General features: G+C 48.8%; 12 protein-coding genes and 1 other annotated feature (1 of these 13 running past the window's edge). All 12 genes read right to left on the bottom strand.

Annotated elements, in window-relative coordinates; translation table 11 throughout:
• Positions 1-167: 167 nt before the first annotated feature.
• On the bottom strand, positions 168-440 hold the full coding sequence (locus DW826_RS07050; RefSeq protein WP_147327134.1) for a hypothetical protein: 273 nt from the start codon (positions 438-440) through the stop codon (positions 168-170).
• A 92-nt stretch (positions 441-532) separates the two neighbouring features.
• Entirely contained in the window at positions 533-1,369 is an 837-nt protein-coding gene (locus DW826_RS07045; protein WP_015554646.1) for a hypothetical protein, read from the bottom strand.
• A 212-nt stretch (positions 1,370-1,581) separates the two neighbouring features.
• Entirely contained in the window at positions 1,582-3,564 is a 1,983-nt protein-coding gene (locus DW826_RS07040) for a S9 family peptidase (protein ID WP_117552395.1), read from the bottom strand.
• A 194-nt stretch (positions 3,565-3,758) separates the two neighbouring features.
• A complete protein-coding gene (locus DW826_RS07035; protein WP_015554648.1) occupies positions 3,759-4,715 on the bottom strand; it encodes a dipeptide ABC transporter ATP-binding protein in 957 nt (318 codons plus the stop codon).
• The gene (locus tag DW826_RS07030) at positions 4,715-5,719 is read right to left on the bottom strand and encodes an ABC transporter ATP-binding protein (protein WP_117552394.1); all 1,005 of its coding nucleotides are present in this window, start codon (positions 5,717-5,719) and stop codon (positions 4,715-4,717) included. The genes DW826_RS07035 and DW826_RS07030 overlap by 1 nt, the downstream gene beginning before the upstream one ends.
• A gap of 13 nt (positions 5,720-5,732) precedes the next feature.
• Positions 5,733-6,629, bottom strand: a complete 897-nt coding sequence (locus DW826_RS07025) for an ABC transporter permease (RefSeq protein WP_015554649.1) — start codon at positions 6,627-6,629, stop codon at positions 5,733-5,735.
• A gap of 12 nt (positions 6,630-6,641) precedes the next feature.
• Positions 6,642-7,574, bottom strand: a complete 933-nt coding sequence (nikB, locus tag DW826_RS07020) for a nickel ABC transporter permease (protein WP_015554650.1) — start codon at positions 7,572-7,574, stop codon at positions 6,642-6,644.
• A gap of 202 nt (positions 7,575-7,776) precedes the next feature.
• Positions 7,777-9,369 carry an ABC transporter substrate-binding protein gene (locus tag DW826_RS07015; RefSeq protein WP_117469698.1) on the bottom strand — a complete coding sequence of 531 codons (1,593 nt, stop codon included), beginning with the start codon at positions 9,367-9,369 and terminating at the stop codon, positions 7,777-7,779.
• Between the two features lie 267 nt (positions 9,370-9,636).
• The gene (locus DW826_RS07010) at positions 9,637-10,524 is read right to left on the bottom strand and encodes a MurR/RpiR family transcriptional regulator (RefSeq protein WP_181968015.1); all 888 of its coding nucleotides are present in this window, start codon (positions 10,522-10,524) and stop codon (positions 9,637-9,639) included.
• A 287-nt stretch (positions 10,525-10,811) separates the two neighbouring features.
• A complete protein-coding gene (locus DW826_RS07005) occupies positions 10,812-12,407 on the bottom strand; it encodes an ABC transporter substrate-binding protein (protein WP_117552393.1) in 1,596 nt (531 codons plus the stop codon).
• Between the two features lie 428 nt (positions 12,408-12,835).
• Positions 12,836-14,431 (bottom strand): ABC transporter substrate-binding protein, encoded by a 1,596-nt coding sequence (locus tag DW826_RS07000; protein ID WP_181968014.1) that lies wholly within the window; start codon positions 14,429-14,431, stop codon positions 12,836-12,838.
• Between the two features lie 304 nt (positions 14,432-14,735).
• The gene (gene leuS / locus DW826_RS06995; protein WP_117552391.1) at positions 14,736-17,147 is read right to left on the bottom strand and encodes a leucine--tRNA ligase; all 2,412 of its coding nucleotides are present in this window, start codon (positions 17,145-17,147) and stop codon (positions 14,736-14,738) included.
• Positions 17,148-17,323: 176 nt separating this feature from the next.
• Positions 17,324-17,574, bottom strand: a binding site (T-box leader); it runs 23 nt beyond the window's last position.

Below are 17,574 nucleotides of genomic sequence, written 5' to 3'. Positions count from 1 at the left end.
CCATCCGCAGTCCACACAGGGTCTAATGGAACACAGATGCTGCGGTTTAGCGGAGCCATATCCACGCAGAGCCAGATCACTTCTTTATCGTCGTAATCGCTGGACTCATAACGGTAAAAATCGGAACCTTTAAGGTCAAAATACGATTTTCCTTTTTTGCGGAATTCTTAACCGTCATCAGCCGTCAGTTCGATCTGGAGGCGGGCACAGTAGGAAGAATTCCAGTTGTCGGTATCACTGTCGTTGATAATCTCGCAATCTCCCACAGAATATCCGGTTCCAAGATTCGTGATCTTCACATATCCATCTTTCGGACGAAACGACTCAAATTTCAGCTTTACACGTTCGATCTTCACCGGATCGCTCTCTGCCGCCAATGCGGTAAATGACCAGATCGCACAGAGACATACAGCCATTAAAAGCCTTTTCCATATCTTCATCAGAAATCCACCTCTATGCTAGTTTTTCCTTCTTTGACAATAAATTTAAAAAATAGTGAAAGACTCCCCGCGGGGAATCTTTCACCTTACTTTTACATTCCTTCCAGTTCTTCCACCTCACCGGCAATCATGATTCTCGTTCCGGAATCCATAGACTGAATCAGCATTCTCACATAGGACTGGGCAAGCTGAATCCCGCAGAAAGACTTATTCTTTGCGCCGGATTGCTGGCAGTTGACCACAAGAGCCGGGTATCCTTCAGAACCTTCCTCCGGTTTCAGGATCATGCCAAAGTTTGAGAACGCTCGCATCTCCTCCAGATTCACATACTGGTTCGACAACAAGCCAGACGGCTTCTTTGCGGTGATAACACCGAATCCATCCGCTTCCGGATCTGTGATCCAGTAATCGTCCGATGTCAGTTTATGATACGGGACAAGACTTCCCGGATCATTTTCGTTTCCAAAGGTGCTCTCCAGGCGGTAAACGCCGTAAATATCGGAATCTTCTCCCTGTGCGCCGGAAATATAACAGTTGACAGAGAAATTCTCCTGCCAAACCCCGTTTTCCGTTCTGGAGAGGTAGAGCATTCTCGAATTCCCCGGCAGCTGTTTTCTTTTCACTTTTACAACTTTATCGCTGGAACCATTTCCTGTATTTGTCTTTACCGTGTCGGTATCATCTTCTATATTATTTATGATCAGAACCAGGCTGTTCACATCATCTGCGATTCCCATCTTGTCGATCCAGCGTCCCTTGTCCTGCTGAGTCTTCCATCCAAGATCCACCGCAACCTCGTCATCTGCCGTCTGTGTCTCCAATGTGATTGTATCTACCTGGGTAGTTTTTGCCGCACCAAACACCGTTCCGCCGGAAATTCCGATCGCCGCTGTCAGCGCAAGAAATATCGCATATAAGCGTTTTCGCATGCAAAAATCTCCTTTTAAAATCAAATTCCGCACATAGGTCAAAAAGACCCACGCTTATATGTATAGTACCATACTTTACACCGCTTGTCACCGAAAAATGCATACTGACGAAGTTTTGCCACAAAAATCCCCCGGTCAGCCGCATTTCTGCTGCCAGCCGGGGAACTTCTTATATCTTTAGTCTGCAGGTGCTGCCGCGCCCTGCCTTCTCTTTACTTCAAATACTTATCAAACCACTCCATCATCTCCGTCATTCTGCGGATTCTGTGTTTCGGTTTACCGCTTCTTGAGAGTTCGTGGTTCTCGCCATGGAAGAGGCACATGCGGGCTTCAACGCCGAAGTATTTTAACGCGGAGAACATCTGGATCGCGTCGCCCATCCAGCAGCGGTAGTCTTCGTCTGACTGGATAAAGAGGGTCGGAGTTTTCGCCATGTTCGCGTATTTGAGCGGTGAGTGCTGCCACATCTTCTCCTGGCTGTTCCACGGATCTGCCTTGATCTGATCCATATTGAAGTAATAGCCAATATCGGTGGTCATGCACTTGGATACCCAGTTGGAGATACTTCTCTGGGAGCAGGCCGCTGCGAATCGCGTGGTGTTTCCGATCACCCAGTTTGTCATAAATCCGCCGTAGCTTCCGCCCATAACGCCCAGGTGCTTCTCGTCAACCTGCGGATAGCGCTTCAATACCTCATCTGTGAGTGCCATGCAGCATTCAAAGTCGATTCCGCCGTGCTTTCCGGTAATGTCAGCGAACTCATTTCCGCGTCCGTCGCTTCCTAACGGGTTTGTAAAGAATACAAAGTATCCGGCATTCGCGAATACCTCACTCTCGTGGAAGAAGGTCGGTCCAAAGGTTGCCCGCGGGCCGCCATGGATCGTTAAGATACCAGGATATGTCTTATTCGGGTCGAAGTTCACCGGTTTGATCACATAGCCGTCCAGCTCCAGATCTTTATATGTAAAGATAAACTCCTCAACCGGGCAAACACTTCTCTCCGCCATCACCGCGTCGTTAAAGGAAGTGAGCTTCGTCTCCTCTTTTCCGTCAAAGGCGTAGCACTCGGTGAGCCCCATATCACGCATTCCTGTAAAGTAAATGGTATCGCCGGACTTCGCCAGTGTGTGGACGCTTCCCTGGCGGTCCAGGATCGTCTCCATATGTCCCTTGGCATCAAAGGTGCGGATCACACTCTGTTTTCTTAATGTAGCGATAAAGTAGATCTTATCCTCGTCATGAACTGCGGAGACACCGTCCGCGAACTTGCAGTCACAGCAGATGGAGTTGTGGACGCTGTCATCGTAATCGGAAAGAAGCTCCACTTTGCCGTCCTCTACTGTATACAGCTTGTCATTCTCGTTGAAACCGTATTCCTTCATGTAGGAACCGAAGAAGGTCACTTTGCCTTTCAGGATGCACGCGTAGTCGATGCTCATATCCTTCTGCTCCACAAGCGTCTCAAGCTCACCGGTGGAGACCGTATACTGCTTTAATCCCTGGTAAACATCCTTCTTGTCGGTATAAAGACTGGAAACATAGAGGATTGTATCGTCTCCCTCTACCCAGGAAGCCTCAACATTCTCATAATCCGGTGTCACGATCTCGCAGGAACCATTATCCGGATCGTAAACCGCCAGTCTCGTTCTCTTCTTGTTTACGATTCCCTGACCGTTCGCCCAGAACGGAAGCTCATCGAATACTTCGTAATCTTTCTCTTCCTTCCAGGCCTTGAGAGAGGCCTTCTTCTCCTCGCCCTCTTCCATATGGGAGAGATCCGGTTTATTGTAATCATATTTTACCGTGAGGACAAGTTTCTTTCCGGCCTTTTTCATCTTCACTGCCTTATATGGAACAGCGAACGCAAACTGCGCTTCACCGCCGTGGATATTTAAGGTATAGAAGCAGGTCCAGTCCTCCTCGTTCTTCGCTTTTTCCTGATATGTCTTCTCGCGGTCCGCAATAAAAAGGACCGTCTCGGAATCCATCCAGATAAACGTGCGCTCTTTCTTTCCGCTCGTCAGTCTGGACGTTTTCTTTGTCTCCATATCATAGAGCCATAAGCAGGACTCATAGCAGTTGTCCTTCTCGCTGGCATCCACCACCGCCATCACCGCGTGCTTTCCATCCGGTGCCGGGGTAAAGATCGTGGGATAATGATAATTTGTAAAGTCTCTGATATCGATCTGTTTCATGGTTCCAGGTCCTCTCTTTCCTTTTTATATATGTAGTTTTATCGCAGGATCATTTCCCTGTCAAATTTATTATGCTTACAAAAGAAGCTGCCCTCACAGCCCTGCACAGCATCCACTGCATCCATTTCTGTCGGCATTTCCTATTACACAAAATACCCCCGCCAGAATACCGGCGGGGGCATACGAATGTCTCCTTATTTGCCTTCCGTCAGATGGCATGCCACGAAATGATTCGGTTCGATCTCGCGGAGTACCGGTTCCTCGCTTCTGCAACGGTCTGTCGCATACGGACAGCGGGCAGCAAAACGGCAGCCTGGCTTCGGGTTGATCGGGGAAGTGATCTCACCCTTTAAGATGATACGCTCTCTCTTCTTTTTCAGGCTTGGTACCGGAATTGCAGAGAGCAGAGCCTGTGTATACGGATGAGTCGGCTTATCGAAAAGCTGTTCAGACGGAGCTTTCTCGATGAGCTGTCCAAGATACATAACCGCGATATCATCCGCAAAGTGGTTGACAACGGAAAGGTCGTGTGTGATGAAGATATAGGTCAATCCCATCTGTTCCTGAAGATCCTGCATCAGGTTTAAGATCTGTGCCTGAATGGATACGTCAAGGGCAGAAACCGGCTCGTCGCATACAATAAGCTTCGGTTTCATCGCAAGCGCTCTCGCGATACCGATACGCTGGCGGCGGCCGCCGTCAAGCTCATGCGGATATGTATTGATCAGGCGGTCCGCAAGACCTACGACCTGCATCAGCTCACGCACACGGTCCATACGGGCTTTCGGGTCCGTAATAAGCTTCTGGAGCTTTAACGGCTCAGCAATGATCTCACTGACTGTTTTTCTCGGGTCAAGGGACGCGTACGGGTCCTGAAAGATCAACTGCATGTCACGTCTTAAGAGACGGAGTTCATTTTTATTCTTTTTACATACATCCTCACCGTCGAAGATGACCTCACCGGAGGTCGGCTCGATGAGACGTAAGATCGAACGTCCTGTGGTGGACTTACCGCATCCGGACTCACCTACGATACCGAGGGTCTTTCCACGTTCCAGAGTGAAGTTCACGTCATCGACCGCATGGAGCAGTCCCTTTGGAGTGTTGAAATATTTTTTCAGGTGTTTTACTTCAAGGATCGTATCTGCCATTACTGCTCACTCCTTTCAATGGAAAATCCCGGCTCTTCGTAGCGGACGCAGCGCACATAATGCGTATCGCTCGCCCACTTCTTTTCCGGTCTGTCTTTTTTGCACGCTTCTGTGCAGTACTTACATCTCGGGGAGAACGGGCAGCCTTTCGGAAGGTTTGTCGGATCCGGCATCAGGCCCGGAATCGGCTGAAGTCTCGCCTTGCGGTCCTCAATGTTCGGAAGAGAACCGAAAAGACCTTCTGTGTATGGGTGCATGGTATGGTTGAAGATATCTTCCAGAGTTCCATGCTCAACGATCTGTCCGGCATATACAACGGAGACCTCATCACAGACCTCTGCGATAATTCCCAGATCATGGGTGATCATGATCATCGCGGATCCAAATTTCTTTCTTAAATCCTTCATCGTCTCGAGAACCTGTGCCTGAATTGTCACATCGAGAGCGGTTGTCGGCTCATCGGCAAGAAGGAGCTTCGGGTTGCAGGCAAGAGCCATAGCGATCACGACACGCTGCTTCATACCACCGGAGAACTGGTGCGGATACTCGCCGAAACGTTCTCTCGGGATACCTACCACTTCCAGCATATCGCCGGCTTTCTGTTCAGCCTCTTTCTCACTGATCTTATCATGGAGCTTGATAACCTCGGCGATCTGGTCACCGACGGTGAGCACCGGGTTTAAGGATGTCATCGGATCCTGGAAGATCATGGAAACGGTATTTCCACGGATCGCCTCCAGCTCCTTCTGCGGCATATTTAAGATATCTTTTCCGTCAAGAAAGATGGAACCGTTTTTAATAACTCCCGGCGGGTCCGGAACGAGACGCAGGATTGAAAGAGCGGTTGTTGTCTTTCCGGATCCGGTCTCTCCTACCAGTCCTAATGTTTTTCCGTGCTCTAACTGGATATCGATGCCGTTTACCGCCTCTACAACGCCGTCATCGGTCTCATAATGGATCACAAGATCCTTAATATCAAGAATTAAGTTTTTGTTATCTTCCAATATTTTGTCCTCCCTACTTCTTCAGTTTCGGGTCTAACGCATCACGAAGACCATCGCCTAACAGGTTCAGGGAAAGGATCGTAATGATGATCGCAATACCCGGGAATACGGTCAGGTGCGGAGCGTTTCTTAAGTAAGCACGTCCGCCGGAAAGCATTGCGCCCCACTCCGGTGTCGGAGCCTTTACGCCGAGGCCCAGGAAGCTTAAACCGGATGTGGAAAGGATCGCGGATGCAACCTTTAAAGATACCTGAACGATGATCGGTGCCATACAGTTCGGGAGAATATGGGAGGAAATGATCTCGAAGTTGTTTGCTCCGATACATTTCGCCGCCTCTACAAATTCCTGATCCTTTACGGTAAGGACGGAAGCCCGGACGATTCGCGCGTAGCCAGGCACGGAAGAGATCGCGATGGCAAGCATTAAGTTGAAGATGCTCGGTCCAAGTGCGGATACAATCGTGATGGAAAGAAGAAGGCTCGGCACTGCAAGGAAGATATCCATGATACGCATGATCACGTTATCGATCTTTCCGCCGTAGAAGCCTGCGATCGCTCCTAAGGATCCGCCGATCAGAAGTGCGATGGATACGGCTACAACGCCGACGCTTAAGGATACTCTTGATCCGTGAACGAGACGTGCCAGAATATCACGTCCGAACTCATCTGTTCCGAGCCAGTGAGCCGCGCTCGGGGTCTGGAGACGGATAGCTGTGTTCTGTTTGATAACAACGGTATTGTAATCGAACAGGAAATCCGCAAAGATAGAGATCAGTACGAGGAGAGCGACGATTCCAAGACCGATCATTGCCATTTTATTCTTTTTTAAGCGGCGCCAGATCTCTTTAAACTGACCGCGCTTCTTTACAGCCGCGCCGGATGCCGCTTCCTGATTCTTTGATGTTCCCATACGCTTTCCTCCTTATTTTTTCTTATACTGCGCTTTGATACGCGGATCAATGAAAGCGTAGAGAATGTCCACGCAAAGGTTTACGATACTGAAGGTAATGGTCATCATGATAACGCCGCCGAGGACTAACGGGGCATCTTTACTCTTGATGGAGTCTACCAGGAGACGGCCAACGCCAGGCCATGCAAATACGGTCTCGGTAAGAGTCGCGCCGCCAAGAAGGGAACCGAACTGAAGGCCGATAACGGTAACGACCGGGATCAGTGCATTCTTTAATGCGTGTTTCCGGATCACCATTTTCTCCGGCACACCCTTCGCTCTCGCGGTACGGATATAATCCTGACGGATGACCTCAAGCATGGAGGAACGCGTCATACGGCAGATCAGCGCTGCGTCGCCGGTACCAAGGGTGATCGCCGGCATAATGTAGTTCTTCCAGGATCCCATACCGCCGGATGGAAGCCATCCAAGGTTTAAGGAGAATACGATAATGAGCATCAGGCCCAGCCAGAAGTTTGGCGTCGCGACACCCAATAGGGCGGCGACCATACCCACATTATCGATCATACTGTACTGCCTCGTGGCACTGATGATACCGATCGGAAGCGCGATGGCTACTGCCACCAGGATTGACCAGAACGCAAGCTTTGCTGTATTCGGGAATGCAGCCATGATCGTCGGGAAAACATCACGTTTTGTCTTGTAGGATTTACCCATATCGCCGTGAAGAAGGTTCAACATATATTTTCCGTACTGAACGATAACCGGCTGGTCAAGTCCGAGGTCTTTTCTTGTCGCTTCGATCGTCTCTGCGTCTGCCGACTCACCTGCGATCATCGCTGCTGTATCACCTGGCGAAAGGCTTAAGATGAAATAAACCATGAATGTCACGCCGATCAATACCGGGATCAGCATCGCAAGTCTCTTTAACACATATTTGCTCATGCACACCATCCAATCTACCGCATCCCGCGGCTGTTTTTTTGTGTTTCCGAAACCCGTCTATCGGGCCGAAGTTCCGGATCCTTGTCTCAGGGTTTCTGGAATGTTTTCCGGGCTTTCACCGGATTCTGGAAATAGGTACGGATCCCTTTCGTGATCCGTACCCTGTCTTTGCATGGACTCTGTCCTTTTTGGGGATCAGATATTATTTTTCGTAATGGCAGTTGCCAAGGTAATGCTGTGCGCCTTTGTGAAGCTTGAAGCCCTTTAAGTCTGCGCGGACACCGACGTTATCGTATTTGTAGTATAACGGGCACCACGGGGAGATCTCGTGGAGACGATCCTGAAGCTCCTTGTAGAGTCCCATACGCTTGGTATCATCGCTTTCCTCCTGAGCGGCGATAATGAGTTCGTCGACCTTCTCATCTGTTAAGAATGCACGGTTGCCGGTTGCACCATGGTTCTCAGAGTAGAATAACTGGTAGGTGCTTCCGTCTGCGTCAAAGCTTGTGTTGGACCATCCGAGGATGAACATCTCGTGATCACCTGCATTTAAGGAATCAAGCAATGCGCCCCACTCATAGGTAGAAATATCAACGGTGATTCCAACTTCAGCGAGCTGTGCCTGAACGATCTGCGCGGAACGTGTACGAACGTCACCGTTTACATAGAGACTGCACTCAAATCCATTCGGATAACCTGCTTCCGCAAGGAGCTCTTTTGCCTTTTCCGGATCGTACGGATAAGCTTCCTCCTCTTCAGACCAGCCCGGGATCGTGGAGTTGATATAGCTGTTTGCCACAGTACCGCGTCCCTCAATGATCGTATCAACGAAGGTCTGTTTATCCAGCGCGTAGTTGACTGCCTGACGGACTCTCTCGTCGGAGAACTTCTCTTTTGTCGTATTCATTCCGAGATACTCAATGGAAGAAGACGGCTGGGAAAGAAGCGCTACGTCGGAGTTTGCTTCCACATTCGCACAGTCTGTCGGGTCAACGTTCCATACAAGATCGACTTCTCCTGCCTCAAGAGCGATCGTTCTTGCACTTCCCTCCGGGATTACGCGGACAGTAATGGAAGTTGCGATCGGTTCTGTACCCCAGTATTTTTCGTTTTTTGTGAGGGTGTAGTGATCGTTCGGAACCCACTCCGTAACCGTGAACTCACCGGATCCGAGTACATTCTCCACATCGCCGTAAGCATCGCCTGCTGCTGTGACAGCTGCCTCAGAAACGATACTTAAGTTTGTCTGGGTAACGATTGTCTTGAACGCTGCGTATGGCTGTGTGAGTTTGAAGGTTACGTGGTAATCATCGTCAGCGATAACCTCTGCGATCTTTGAAGTATTGGACTTTGTCTTCGGCATATCCTTCGCACGGTCATACGTAAACTTTACATCCTTCGCTGTTACCGGTGTTCCGTCTGAGAAGCATGCATCCTCACGGAGCTTGAAGGTATACTCTGTATCACTCTTCATCTCATAGCTCTCAGCCAGATCAGGAACAAGGTTACCGTCATCGTCGATATCCATCAGTGTGCTGTATACGTGATGGATCAGTACTCCGGATGTGGTATCCTGCTGTCCTGCCGGATCCAGTGTGACAACATCTGCGCCCATAGCCACAACGATATCTGTCTTTGTGATCTCGCCGCTTCCGCCGTTATCGGTAGTTGTCTGCGCGCTGCCGCCCGCCGGTGCGTTTGTAGACTGATCAGTGTTTCCACCTCCGCAGGCTGTAAGGATCATAGCTGCTGCCATTGCCATTGCTGTTGTTCTTGCAATACCCCTTCTTTTCATTCACAAATTCCTCCTGTTTTTTTCTACCGCTCCCCACAGCGGTCGCACTTCATAACGGTAACATATGTCAGTATTCACTATACTCGTCATGCAGTACTTAGTTCGTTCTCATGAAGCAATGATAACAGTATTGAACATATTTGTCAATAATTTTCAATTTACAAGGGGTTAATTTAGCAATTTTCACAAATTATTGTGATCTTTTTTGTATTGTATTTACTGTACTCCTATTATACTGATAGGTTGTCCCTTTCGAAGATCCGCTGCCTATAAACCGTCTTTAACGAAGTCGGTGCTGCCGATCGCACTTCTCACTTCCGAGAGGCGCCCACGGCGTTTATTCGTCTCCTCCGGGTTATCCATGGCGGCGAAATATATCAGGGCGTTCGCCACAGACATATATCCCATCACGGAGTTATAAAAGAACAGGTCGTGGTTATTGCAGGTAAAAACGGTCGTTCCGTAGGCCGCGATCGGTGAAGTTCTCTGATCCGTGACGGCGATCTGCGGGATCTTTTTCTTATCGAGATATCTTGCGGTATTCACGATATGTTTCGCGTATCCGGGTACAGAAAAGATGATCGCGCAGTCCTCAGGCGTAGCGTGGGCCAGGTAATTATTGTAGAGAGCCCGGCTCAGATTCGAGAGATCGAGCGCCTCCAGCCCCAATGTCAGGAGTCTTCTCGTCGTGTAGGCACAGATTCCTGTCACCAGCTCGCTTCCCACCACATAGATCTTCCGGGACTGCCTGATGATGGCCACTGCGGAGAGGATATCCTTTAAGGAGACCTGTTCAAAGGTCTTCGCGATCACATTCTTCTCGTTCGCGACGAACTCCTGAAACATCTCCTCCTTGTCGTGATCACCGAACCGGATCCCGCCCACATGGTCCGCGATCCTGTTTAAACCGTCCCCATGGACCAGTCTCGTCTGTAAATGTTCCCGCAGACGATTCTTCATCTCCACGAAGCTCTGGGCCCCAATCTTCTTTGTGAACCTTAATATGGTCACCTCCGTCACACCCAATGTCTCTGAAAGCTCTTTCAGGGAGTAAAAGCAGACTTGATCCGGATATTTGAAGATAAAATCCGCGATCCTTTTCTGAACCGGGCTGAGTTTTTCATAGCTTGCGTTTACTTCTTCGAGAATTCCCATGCTCATCTCCTCCTGTTTTACTATTCAGCCCTATCCCTATTTTATCAGCGAATTCTCTGAATAGTTATAATTCACTATACATCGTACTATACATGATAGTGACATTATAACCGAACATTCCATGCATTTCCAGTATTTTTTGTATAATTTTCAAAGAATGGGTTCTTACACCTCCGGGCATCCCGTGTGGCCGCTTGCGGCGATCTGCGTCTTCGCACGGTTGCGTGTCGTTGAAAAGGGGGCAGACACCTTCATGTCTGCCCCCGTCTTTCACATTTTAAATATTATCAATCTTCATAGTGGCAGTTGCCAAGGTAGTGCGTTGCGCCCTTGTGAAGCTTGAATCCCTTTAAGTCTGCGCGGACACCGACATTGTCATTTTTGTAGTATAACGGACACCACGGGGAGATCTCATGGAGATATACCTGAAGCTCTTTGTATAACTCCATACGCTTGGTGTCGTCACTCTCTTTCTGCGCGTTGATGATCAGCTCATCGACTTTATCATCAGTTAAGAATGCACGGTTACCGGTTGCTCCATGGTTTCCGGAATAGAATAACTGGTAAGTACTTCCATCCGCGTCGAAGCTTGAATTCGACCATCCGAGGAGGAACATCTCATGCTCACCTGCATTTAAGGAATCGAGAAGAGCGCCCCACTCATAGGTAGAGATATCAACCGTGATTCCAACCTCTGCAAGCTGGGCCTGAATGATCTGGGCGGAACGGGTACGAACGTCGCCGTTTACATAGATCTTGCATTCGAATCCGTTCGGATAGCCGGCTTCCGCAAGAAGCTCCTTCGCCTTCGCCGGATCATACGGATAAGCTTCCACCTCGTCGGTCCAGCCCGGGATCATCGAGTTGATGTAGCTGTTTGCTACAGTTCCACGACCCTCAATGATCGTATCAACAAATGTCTGTTTATCCAGCGCGTAATTGATCGCCTGTCTGACTCTCACATCCTTGAATTTCTCTTTTGTCGTATTCATACCGAGATATTCGATGGAAGAAGACGTCTGGCTCAACAGCGTCACATCCGGATTTGCCTCGATGTTCGCACAGTCTGTCGCGTCAACGTTCCATACAAGATCGACCTCTCCTGCCTCAAGGGCAATGGCGCGGGCGCTTCCCTCCGGGATCACACGGCAGGTGATCGTTGTCGTGATCGGCATCTCACCCCAATATTTTTCGTTTCTTGCAAGGGTGTAGTGATCATTCGGAACCCACTCGGTAACTGTGAACTCACCGGATCCGAGAATATTGTCAACATCACCGTAGGACTCTCCCGCCGCTGTGACCGCTGCCTCGGAGACGATGCTTAAGTTGCTGTTTGTAATGATCGTCTTAAAAGCTGCATACGGCTGTGTCAGCTTGAAGGTAACATGGTGATCGTCGTCCGCGATAACCTCCTCGATCTTGGAGGTATTGGATTTCGTCTTCGGCATATCCTTCGCGCGGTCAAATGTAAACTTTACATCCTTCGCTGTAACCGGCGTGCCATCGGAGAAGCATGCGTCCTGTCTCAGGGTGAAGGTATATTCCGTATCACTCTTCATCTCGTAGCTCTCTGCCAGATCCGGAACAAGGTTGCCATCATCATCGATATCCATCAAGGTACTGTACACATGTTTCATAAGTACAGATGATGTGGTATCCTGCTGTCCTGCCGGATCCAGGGTCACGACGTCAGAGGCCTGGGCAAAGACGATATCTGTCTTTGTGATATTTCCGCCTCCGGAGCTTTCCGCTGTCGCCTGAGTCTCACTGCCGCCTGCCGCCGCGGTCGTTGCCGCCGCATTGTTTCCGCCTCCGCACGCTGTCAGCACCATTGCTGCTCCGACAACGGCTGCCATCGATCTCGCTGCTGTTCTTTTTTTCATTCACATGCCCTCCTTCAAGTTATTTCTGTTTCGTCAGAGTGTTATTGGTAATCCGTGAATGTAAATATTTACTATACCCATATATACACTCTTTTCTGAATTTCATGATTAAAGGATATCATTTTCTAATATTTTTGTCAATAAAGTTTTCCTTTCTGCGCATTTTTTGTTTAATTTGTTTATTTTATTTGGTTTCAGCAATTCTATAGCCATAATCTGTTTACAATTTGTTCAAAATTAACAAAGCTGGATTTCTGCTATGTATAGTAAACGCTAACACTTTCCGGTTCTCAGATCTCCAGATGGATCATTTTCCCCTCTATTTTCTCAAAAGGGCGGGATCAAAAAGACCCCGCCCCAAATTTCTCTGAATATTTATATTATCAGAAATTTATTAAACGATTTGAATGCTCCTGATTTCGCTGTATCTATTCTTCGTAATGGCAGTTACCAAGATAATGCTGTGCGCCTGCATGAAGAGTAAATCCCTTTAAGTCTGCGCGCACACCAACGTTATTCTCTTTGTAGTATAACGGACACCACGGAGATTCTTCATGAAGTACAAACTGGAGTTCTTTGTAAAGTTCCATACGTTTTGACTCTTCGCTCTCCCGCTGTGCAGAAAGGATCAGCTCATCAACCTTGTCATTTGAGAAGAATGCGCGGTTTCCGGTTGCACCATGATTTCCAGAATAGAATAACTGATAGGTACTTCCGTCCGGATCAAAGCTCGTGTTGGACCAGCCAAGAAGAAACATTTCGTGTTCGCCTGCATTTAAAGTATCAAGAAGGGCACCCCACTCATATGTGGAAATGTCAACCTTGATTCCTACATCCGCAAGCTGAGCCTGAAGAATCTGTGCAGAACGGGTACGGAGATCGCCATTTACAAAAATCGAGCATTCAAATCCATCCGGATATCCGGCTTCCGCTAACAATTCTTTCGCTTTTTCCGGATCATACGGATAAGCTTCCACTTCATCGGTCCATCCCGGGATTGCTGCATTGATATAGCTGTTTGCTACAAGACCGCGTCCTTCAATGATCGTGTCAACAAAGGCCTGCTTGTCAAGGGCGTAGTTGATAGCCTGACGGACTCTTTTATCAGAAAACTTTTCTTTCTGGGTGTTCATTCCCACGTAGTCAATACCTGTTGACGGCTGTGAAAGAAGTTTTACGTCGGGATTTGACTCTACATTTGCGCAGTCTGTCGGATCTACGCTCCAGACAACATCAATCTCTCCTGCTTCAAGAGCGATCGTGCGGGCACTTCCCTCCGGGATCACACGACAGGTAATAGAGGTTGCGATCGGCATCTCCCCCCAATAATTATCGTTTCTTACAAGAGTATAATGATCGTTTGGCACCCACTCTGTTACTTTAAATGGCCCTGATCCGAGAAGATTATCCACATCACCATATGAATCTCCCGCTTCCGTCACGGCTTTCTCTGAAAGGATACTCAGGTTGTGCTGTGTTACGATTGTTTTAAATGCTGCATACGGCTCTGTCAGTTTAATCGTTACCTCATGATCCCCATTTACGGTAACCTCCTCGATCTTTGAGGTATTCGACTTTGTCTTCGGCATTCCCTTCGCGCGATCCAGAGAAAATTTAACATCCTGAGCTGTCACCGGAGTGCCGTCCCAGAAGCAGGCATCCTCGCGGAGTTTAAACACATACTCCGTGTCGCTCTTCATCTCATAGCTTTCTGCCAGATCCGGAACCACCTTTCCTTCATTATCAACGTCTAAAAGCGTACTGTACGCATGTTTCATCAGCACACCCGAAGTCGTATCCTGTTGTCCCGCAGGATCAAGCGTAACAATATCCGACGCCTGACCGACAACGATATCTGTTTTTGTGATCTTCCCGCTTTCTGCACTCTCAGAAGCCGTCTGAGTCTCTCCTCCGGAAGAGGCACCTGTCGTAGGCGTTGTAGTGTTTCCGCCTCCACAGGCTGTGAGCACCATTGCTGCTCCCATAAGTGCCGCCATCGACCTCGCTGCTGTTCGTTTTTTCATTCGCATATCCTCCCTCTTATTTTCAGACAGGTATCTCATTTACACTGTCCTTCTCAAAATTTATGAAATAAGAATATCACCATTTGTTACTTATTGTCAATTAAATTCGTTATTTCACGATTGTTTTGGTGATTTTGTATATTTTACTTCCTATTTTTCGACATTATGTACACGTGCAAGGAACATATGTCTTTATTGACTCGCAGAAGCAAAAAAGGCACTGAAAGCCGTTTCTGCTTAGGAAGCGACTTTCAATGCCTCAATCTGACGCAGCAGATGCGCAGACCTGCTGAATCATTACTTTTTATTTTACAACAATATTTACGATCTTCTTCGGAACATAGATCTCCTTCACGATATTTCCGGTGATCTTTCCTTCTACCGCAGCTTTACCTGCAGCGATCGCATCCTCTTTTGCGATGTCAGCCGGAACCATGATGACAGCTTTTACCTTACCGTTTACCTGTACGGCAACCTCGATCTCATCGTCCTTCATGGCTTCCTCATCGCACTCCGGCCAGGTTGCGTGGAATACGCTGTCTGTGCCTCCAAGCTCTCTCCAGAGCTCCTCGCCAAGGTGCGGAGTAAACGGAGCCAGTAAGATCACGAAGGTCTTTAAGGTCTCCTTATCGATTCCGCCCTCTTTCTTCGCAACATCTGTCAGCTTATTGCAGTACTCCATGAATCCGGATACGACCGTATTCAAGCTGAACTGGTTGAAACGTGTCTCGATATCGTAGACAAGCTTGTGGCGAAGCTTCACCATCTCCTTTGTCTCCTTGATATCCTTGTCCTTGCTGTCCATCACAAGGTTGTAGAAACGATTTAAGAATCTGGCAACGCCCTCGATTCCTCTGTCGTCCCACTCGGCATCGAGTTCCGGCGGACCAACGAAGAGCTCGTACATTCTCAACGCGTCACAGCCGTAATCTCTTACGAGATCATCCGGGGAAACGACATTTCCTTTGGACTTACTCATCTTGATACCGTTCTTACCGGTGATCATGCCCTGGTTGAACAGCTTCTTGAACGGCTCATCAAAATCAACCACTCCGATATCATATAAGAACTTCGTGTAGAATCTGGAGTACAGGAGGTGAAGAACGGCATGCTCAACACCGCCGATATACATATCTACCGGAAGGTACTTGTCTGCTTTCTCTTTGGATACGAGTTCCTGATCGTTCTTGTTATCGACATAACGTAAGAAGTACCAGGAGGAACCGGCCCACTGAGGCATTGTGTTTGTCTCACGTTTTGCCGGAGCGCCACAGCACGGGCAGGTGGTGTTTACCCAGGAGTCGATCGCCGCAAGCGGGGACTCACCGGTACCGGTCGGCTGATAGCTCTCAACCTCCGGAAGTTTTAACGGAAGCTGGTCTTCCGGAACCGGAACATTGCCGCACTTCGGGCAGTGAACGATCGGGATCGGCTCGCCCCAGTAACGCTGACGGGAGAATACCCAGTCACGGAGCTTGTAGTTGACAGTCTTTTTACCGATACCCATCTTCTCGATGATGTGCGGAGCTTCTTTCTTTAATACGGAGGATTCCATGCCGTTCCACTCGCCGGAGTTGATCATGATTCCCTTCGCGTCTGTGTAAGCTTCTGTCATATTCTCGATCTCTTTGCCATCCTGAGCGATAACCTGGATGATCGGGAGACCGAATTTCTTTGCGAACTCGAAGTCACGGTCATCATGGGCCGGTACGCACATGATGGCACCGGTACCGTAATCAGCAAGTACATAGTCGGACAGCCAGATCGGAACCTCTTTACCGTTTAATGGGTTGATGGCGTAGGAGCCCGTAAATACGCCTGTCTTTTCCTTGCCCTGGAGACGGTCTACGTTGGACTTCATGGAAGCATCGAAGATGTACTTCTCTACTGCTTCTCTTGTCTCGTCTGTTGCCAGCTCTTTTGCGAGCTTGTGCTCCGGGGAGAGAACCATAAAGGTCGCGCCGTGGAGCGTATCCGGTCTTGTCGTGTAGACGGTGATCTTCTCATCACGTCCTTTAACCGGGAAATCCACCTCTGCACCGTAGGATTTACCGATCCAGTCTGTCTGCATCTTTTTAACCTTCTCCGGCCAGTCGAGCTTGTTGAGGTCATCTAAGAGACGGTCTGCGTACGCTGTGATCTTCAACATCCACTGGCGGAGGTTCTTCTTTGTAACCGGTGTACCGCAGCGCTCGCAGCAGCCGTTTACAACTTCCTCGTTCGCAAGGCCTGTCTTACAGGACGGGCACCAGTTGATCGGGAATTCCTTCTCGTATGCAAGACCTTTTTTGAACATCTGTACGAAGATCCACTGGGTCCATTTGTAGAAGGACGGATCTGTCGTGTTTACTTCCATATCCCAGTCATAGAGCGCTGCGATCTGGTTGATCTGGCGTTTGATATTTTTGATATTTGACGCTGTGGAGATTGCCGGATGAACGCCCATCTTGATCGCGTAGTTCTCAGCCGGAAGACCAAACGCGTCCCAGCCCATCGGGTGGATCACATATTTTCCCTTTAATAACTGATAACGGCTCCATACATCGGAGATTACATAACCTCTCCAGTGACCTACATGAAGTCCGCTGCCGGACGGATACGGGAACATATCCAGGCAGTAATATTTTTCTTTCTTTCCATCATTGACATTGATCGGATTCTTTTCCCAGTTCTCACGCCACTTGCTCTCAATGGCGGTGTGGTTGTACTGTGCCATGACGCTTTTCTCCTCCATTTCATATCGTTGAAGGCGGTACAAAAATACGCTCCGCGGATTTCGACCGCCGCCGCTGCATTTACCAGAATCCGGGAACTGCCCGGTCCTGTTCGATTGCCTGACCGCTTTTCCGGCTGTCGGGCAACAAAAAAGTCCCTCTATCTCTATCATAATTTTATAGAGACGTGGGGGACTTAGATTCTCACGCGGTACCACTCTATTTCATACAGGGCTTTCACCCGTATGCACTCATTTTCCGATAACGGCGGAAACCGGCAATGCCTATCTGAGGATATCCGCAGACAGCGTTTCATTTTCCCGCTGCCCTGCCCGCTCTTTCAGCATGCTGCTCCGAGGCGAGTTCGGAAAGCTTCTGGACTCTGCCTCGCACCGCCCGGCAGTTCTCTGTACTCCGTCTTCTCTCTTA

The organism is Clostridium sp. AM34-11AC, from assembly GCF_003435375.1.
GTDB classification, from domain to species: domain Bacteria; phylum Bacillota; class Clostridia; order Lachnospirales; family Lachnospiraceae; genus Pilosibacter; species Pilosibacter fragilis.
This window is presented reverse-complemented; position numbering and strand designations above follow the sequence as displayed.

What these genes read in the sequence shown, in the direction of transcription:
- leuS (WP_117552391.1), bottom strand. Translation starts at nt 17,147, where the DNA reads ATGGCACAGTACAACCACACCGCCATTGAGAGCAAGTGGCGTGAGAAC.
- nikB (WP_015554650.1), bottom strand. Translation starts at nt 7,574, where the DNA reads ATGAGCAAATATGTGTTAAAGAGACTTGCGATGCTGATCCCGGTATTG.
- DW826_RS07000 (WP_181968014.1), bottom strand. Translation starts at nt 14,431, where the DNA reads ATGAAAAAACGAACAGCAGCGAGGTCGATGGCGGCACTTATGGGAGCA.
- DW826_RS07050 (WP_147327134.1), bottom strand. Translation starts at nt 440, where the DNA reads ATGAAGATATGGAAAAGGCTTTTAATGGCTGTATGTCTCTGTGCGATC.
- DW826_RS07045 (WP_015554646.1), bottom strand. Translation starts at nt 1,369, where the DNA reads ATGCGAAAACGCTTATATGCGATATTTCTTGCGCTGACAGCGGCGATC.
- DW826_RS07015 (WP_117469698.1), bottom strand. Translation starts at nt 9,369, where the DNA reads ATGAAAAGAAGGGGTATTGCAAGAACAACAGCAATGGCAATGGCAGCA.
- DW826_RS07010 (WP_181968015.1), bottom strand. Translation starts at nt 10,524, where the DNA reads ATGGGAATTCTCGAAGAAGTAAACGCAAGCTATGAAAAACTCAGCCCG.
- DW826_RS07040 (WP_117552395.1), bottom strand. Translation starts at nt 3,564, where the DNA reads ATGAAACAGATCGATATCAGAGACTTTACAAATTATCATTATCCCACG.
- DW826_RS07025 (WP_015554649.1), bottom strand. Translation starts at nt 6,629, where the DNA reads ATGGGAACATCAAAGAATCAGGAAGCGGCATCCGGCGCGGCTGTAAAG.
- DW826_RS07035 (WP_015554648.1), bottom strand. Translation starts at nt 4,715, where the DNA reads ATGGCAGATACGATCCTTGAAGTAAAACACCTGAAAAAATATTTCAAC.
- DW826_RS07005 (WP_117552393.1), bottom strand. Translation starts at nt 12,407, where the DNA reads ATGAAAAAAAGAACAGCAGCGAGATCGATGGCAGCCGTTGTCGGAGCA.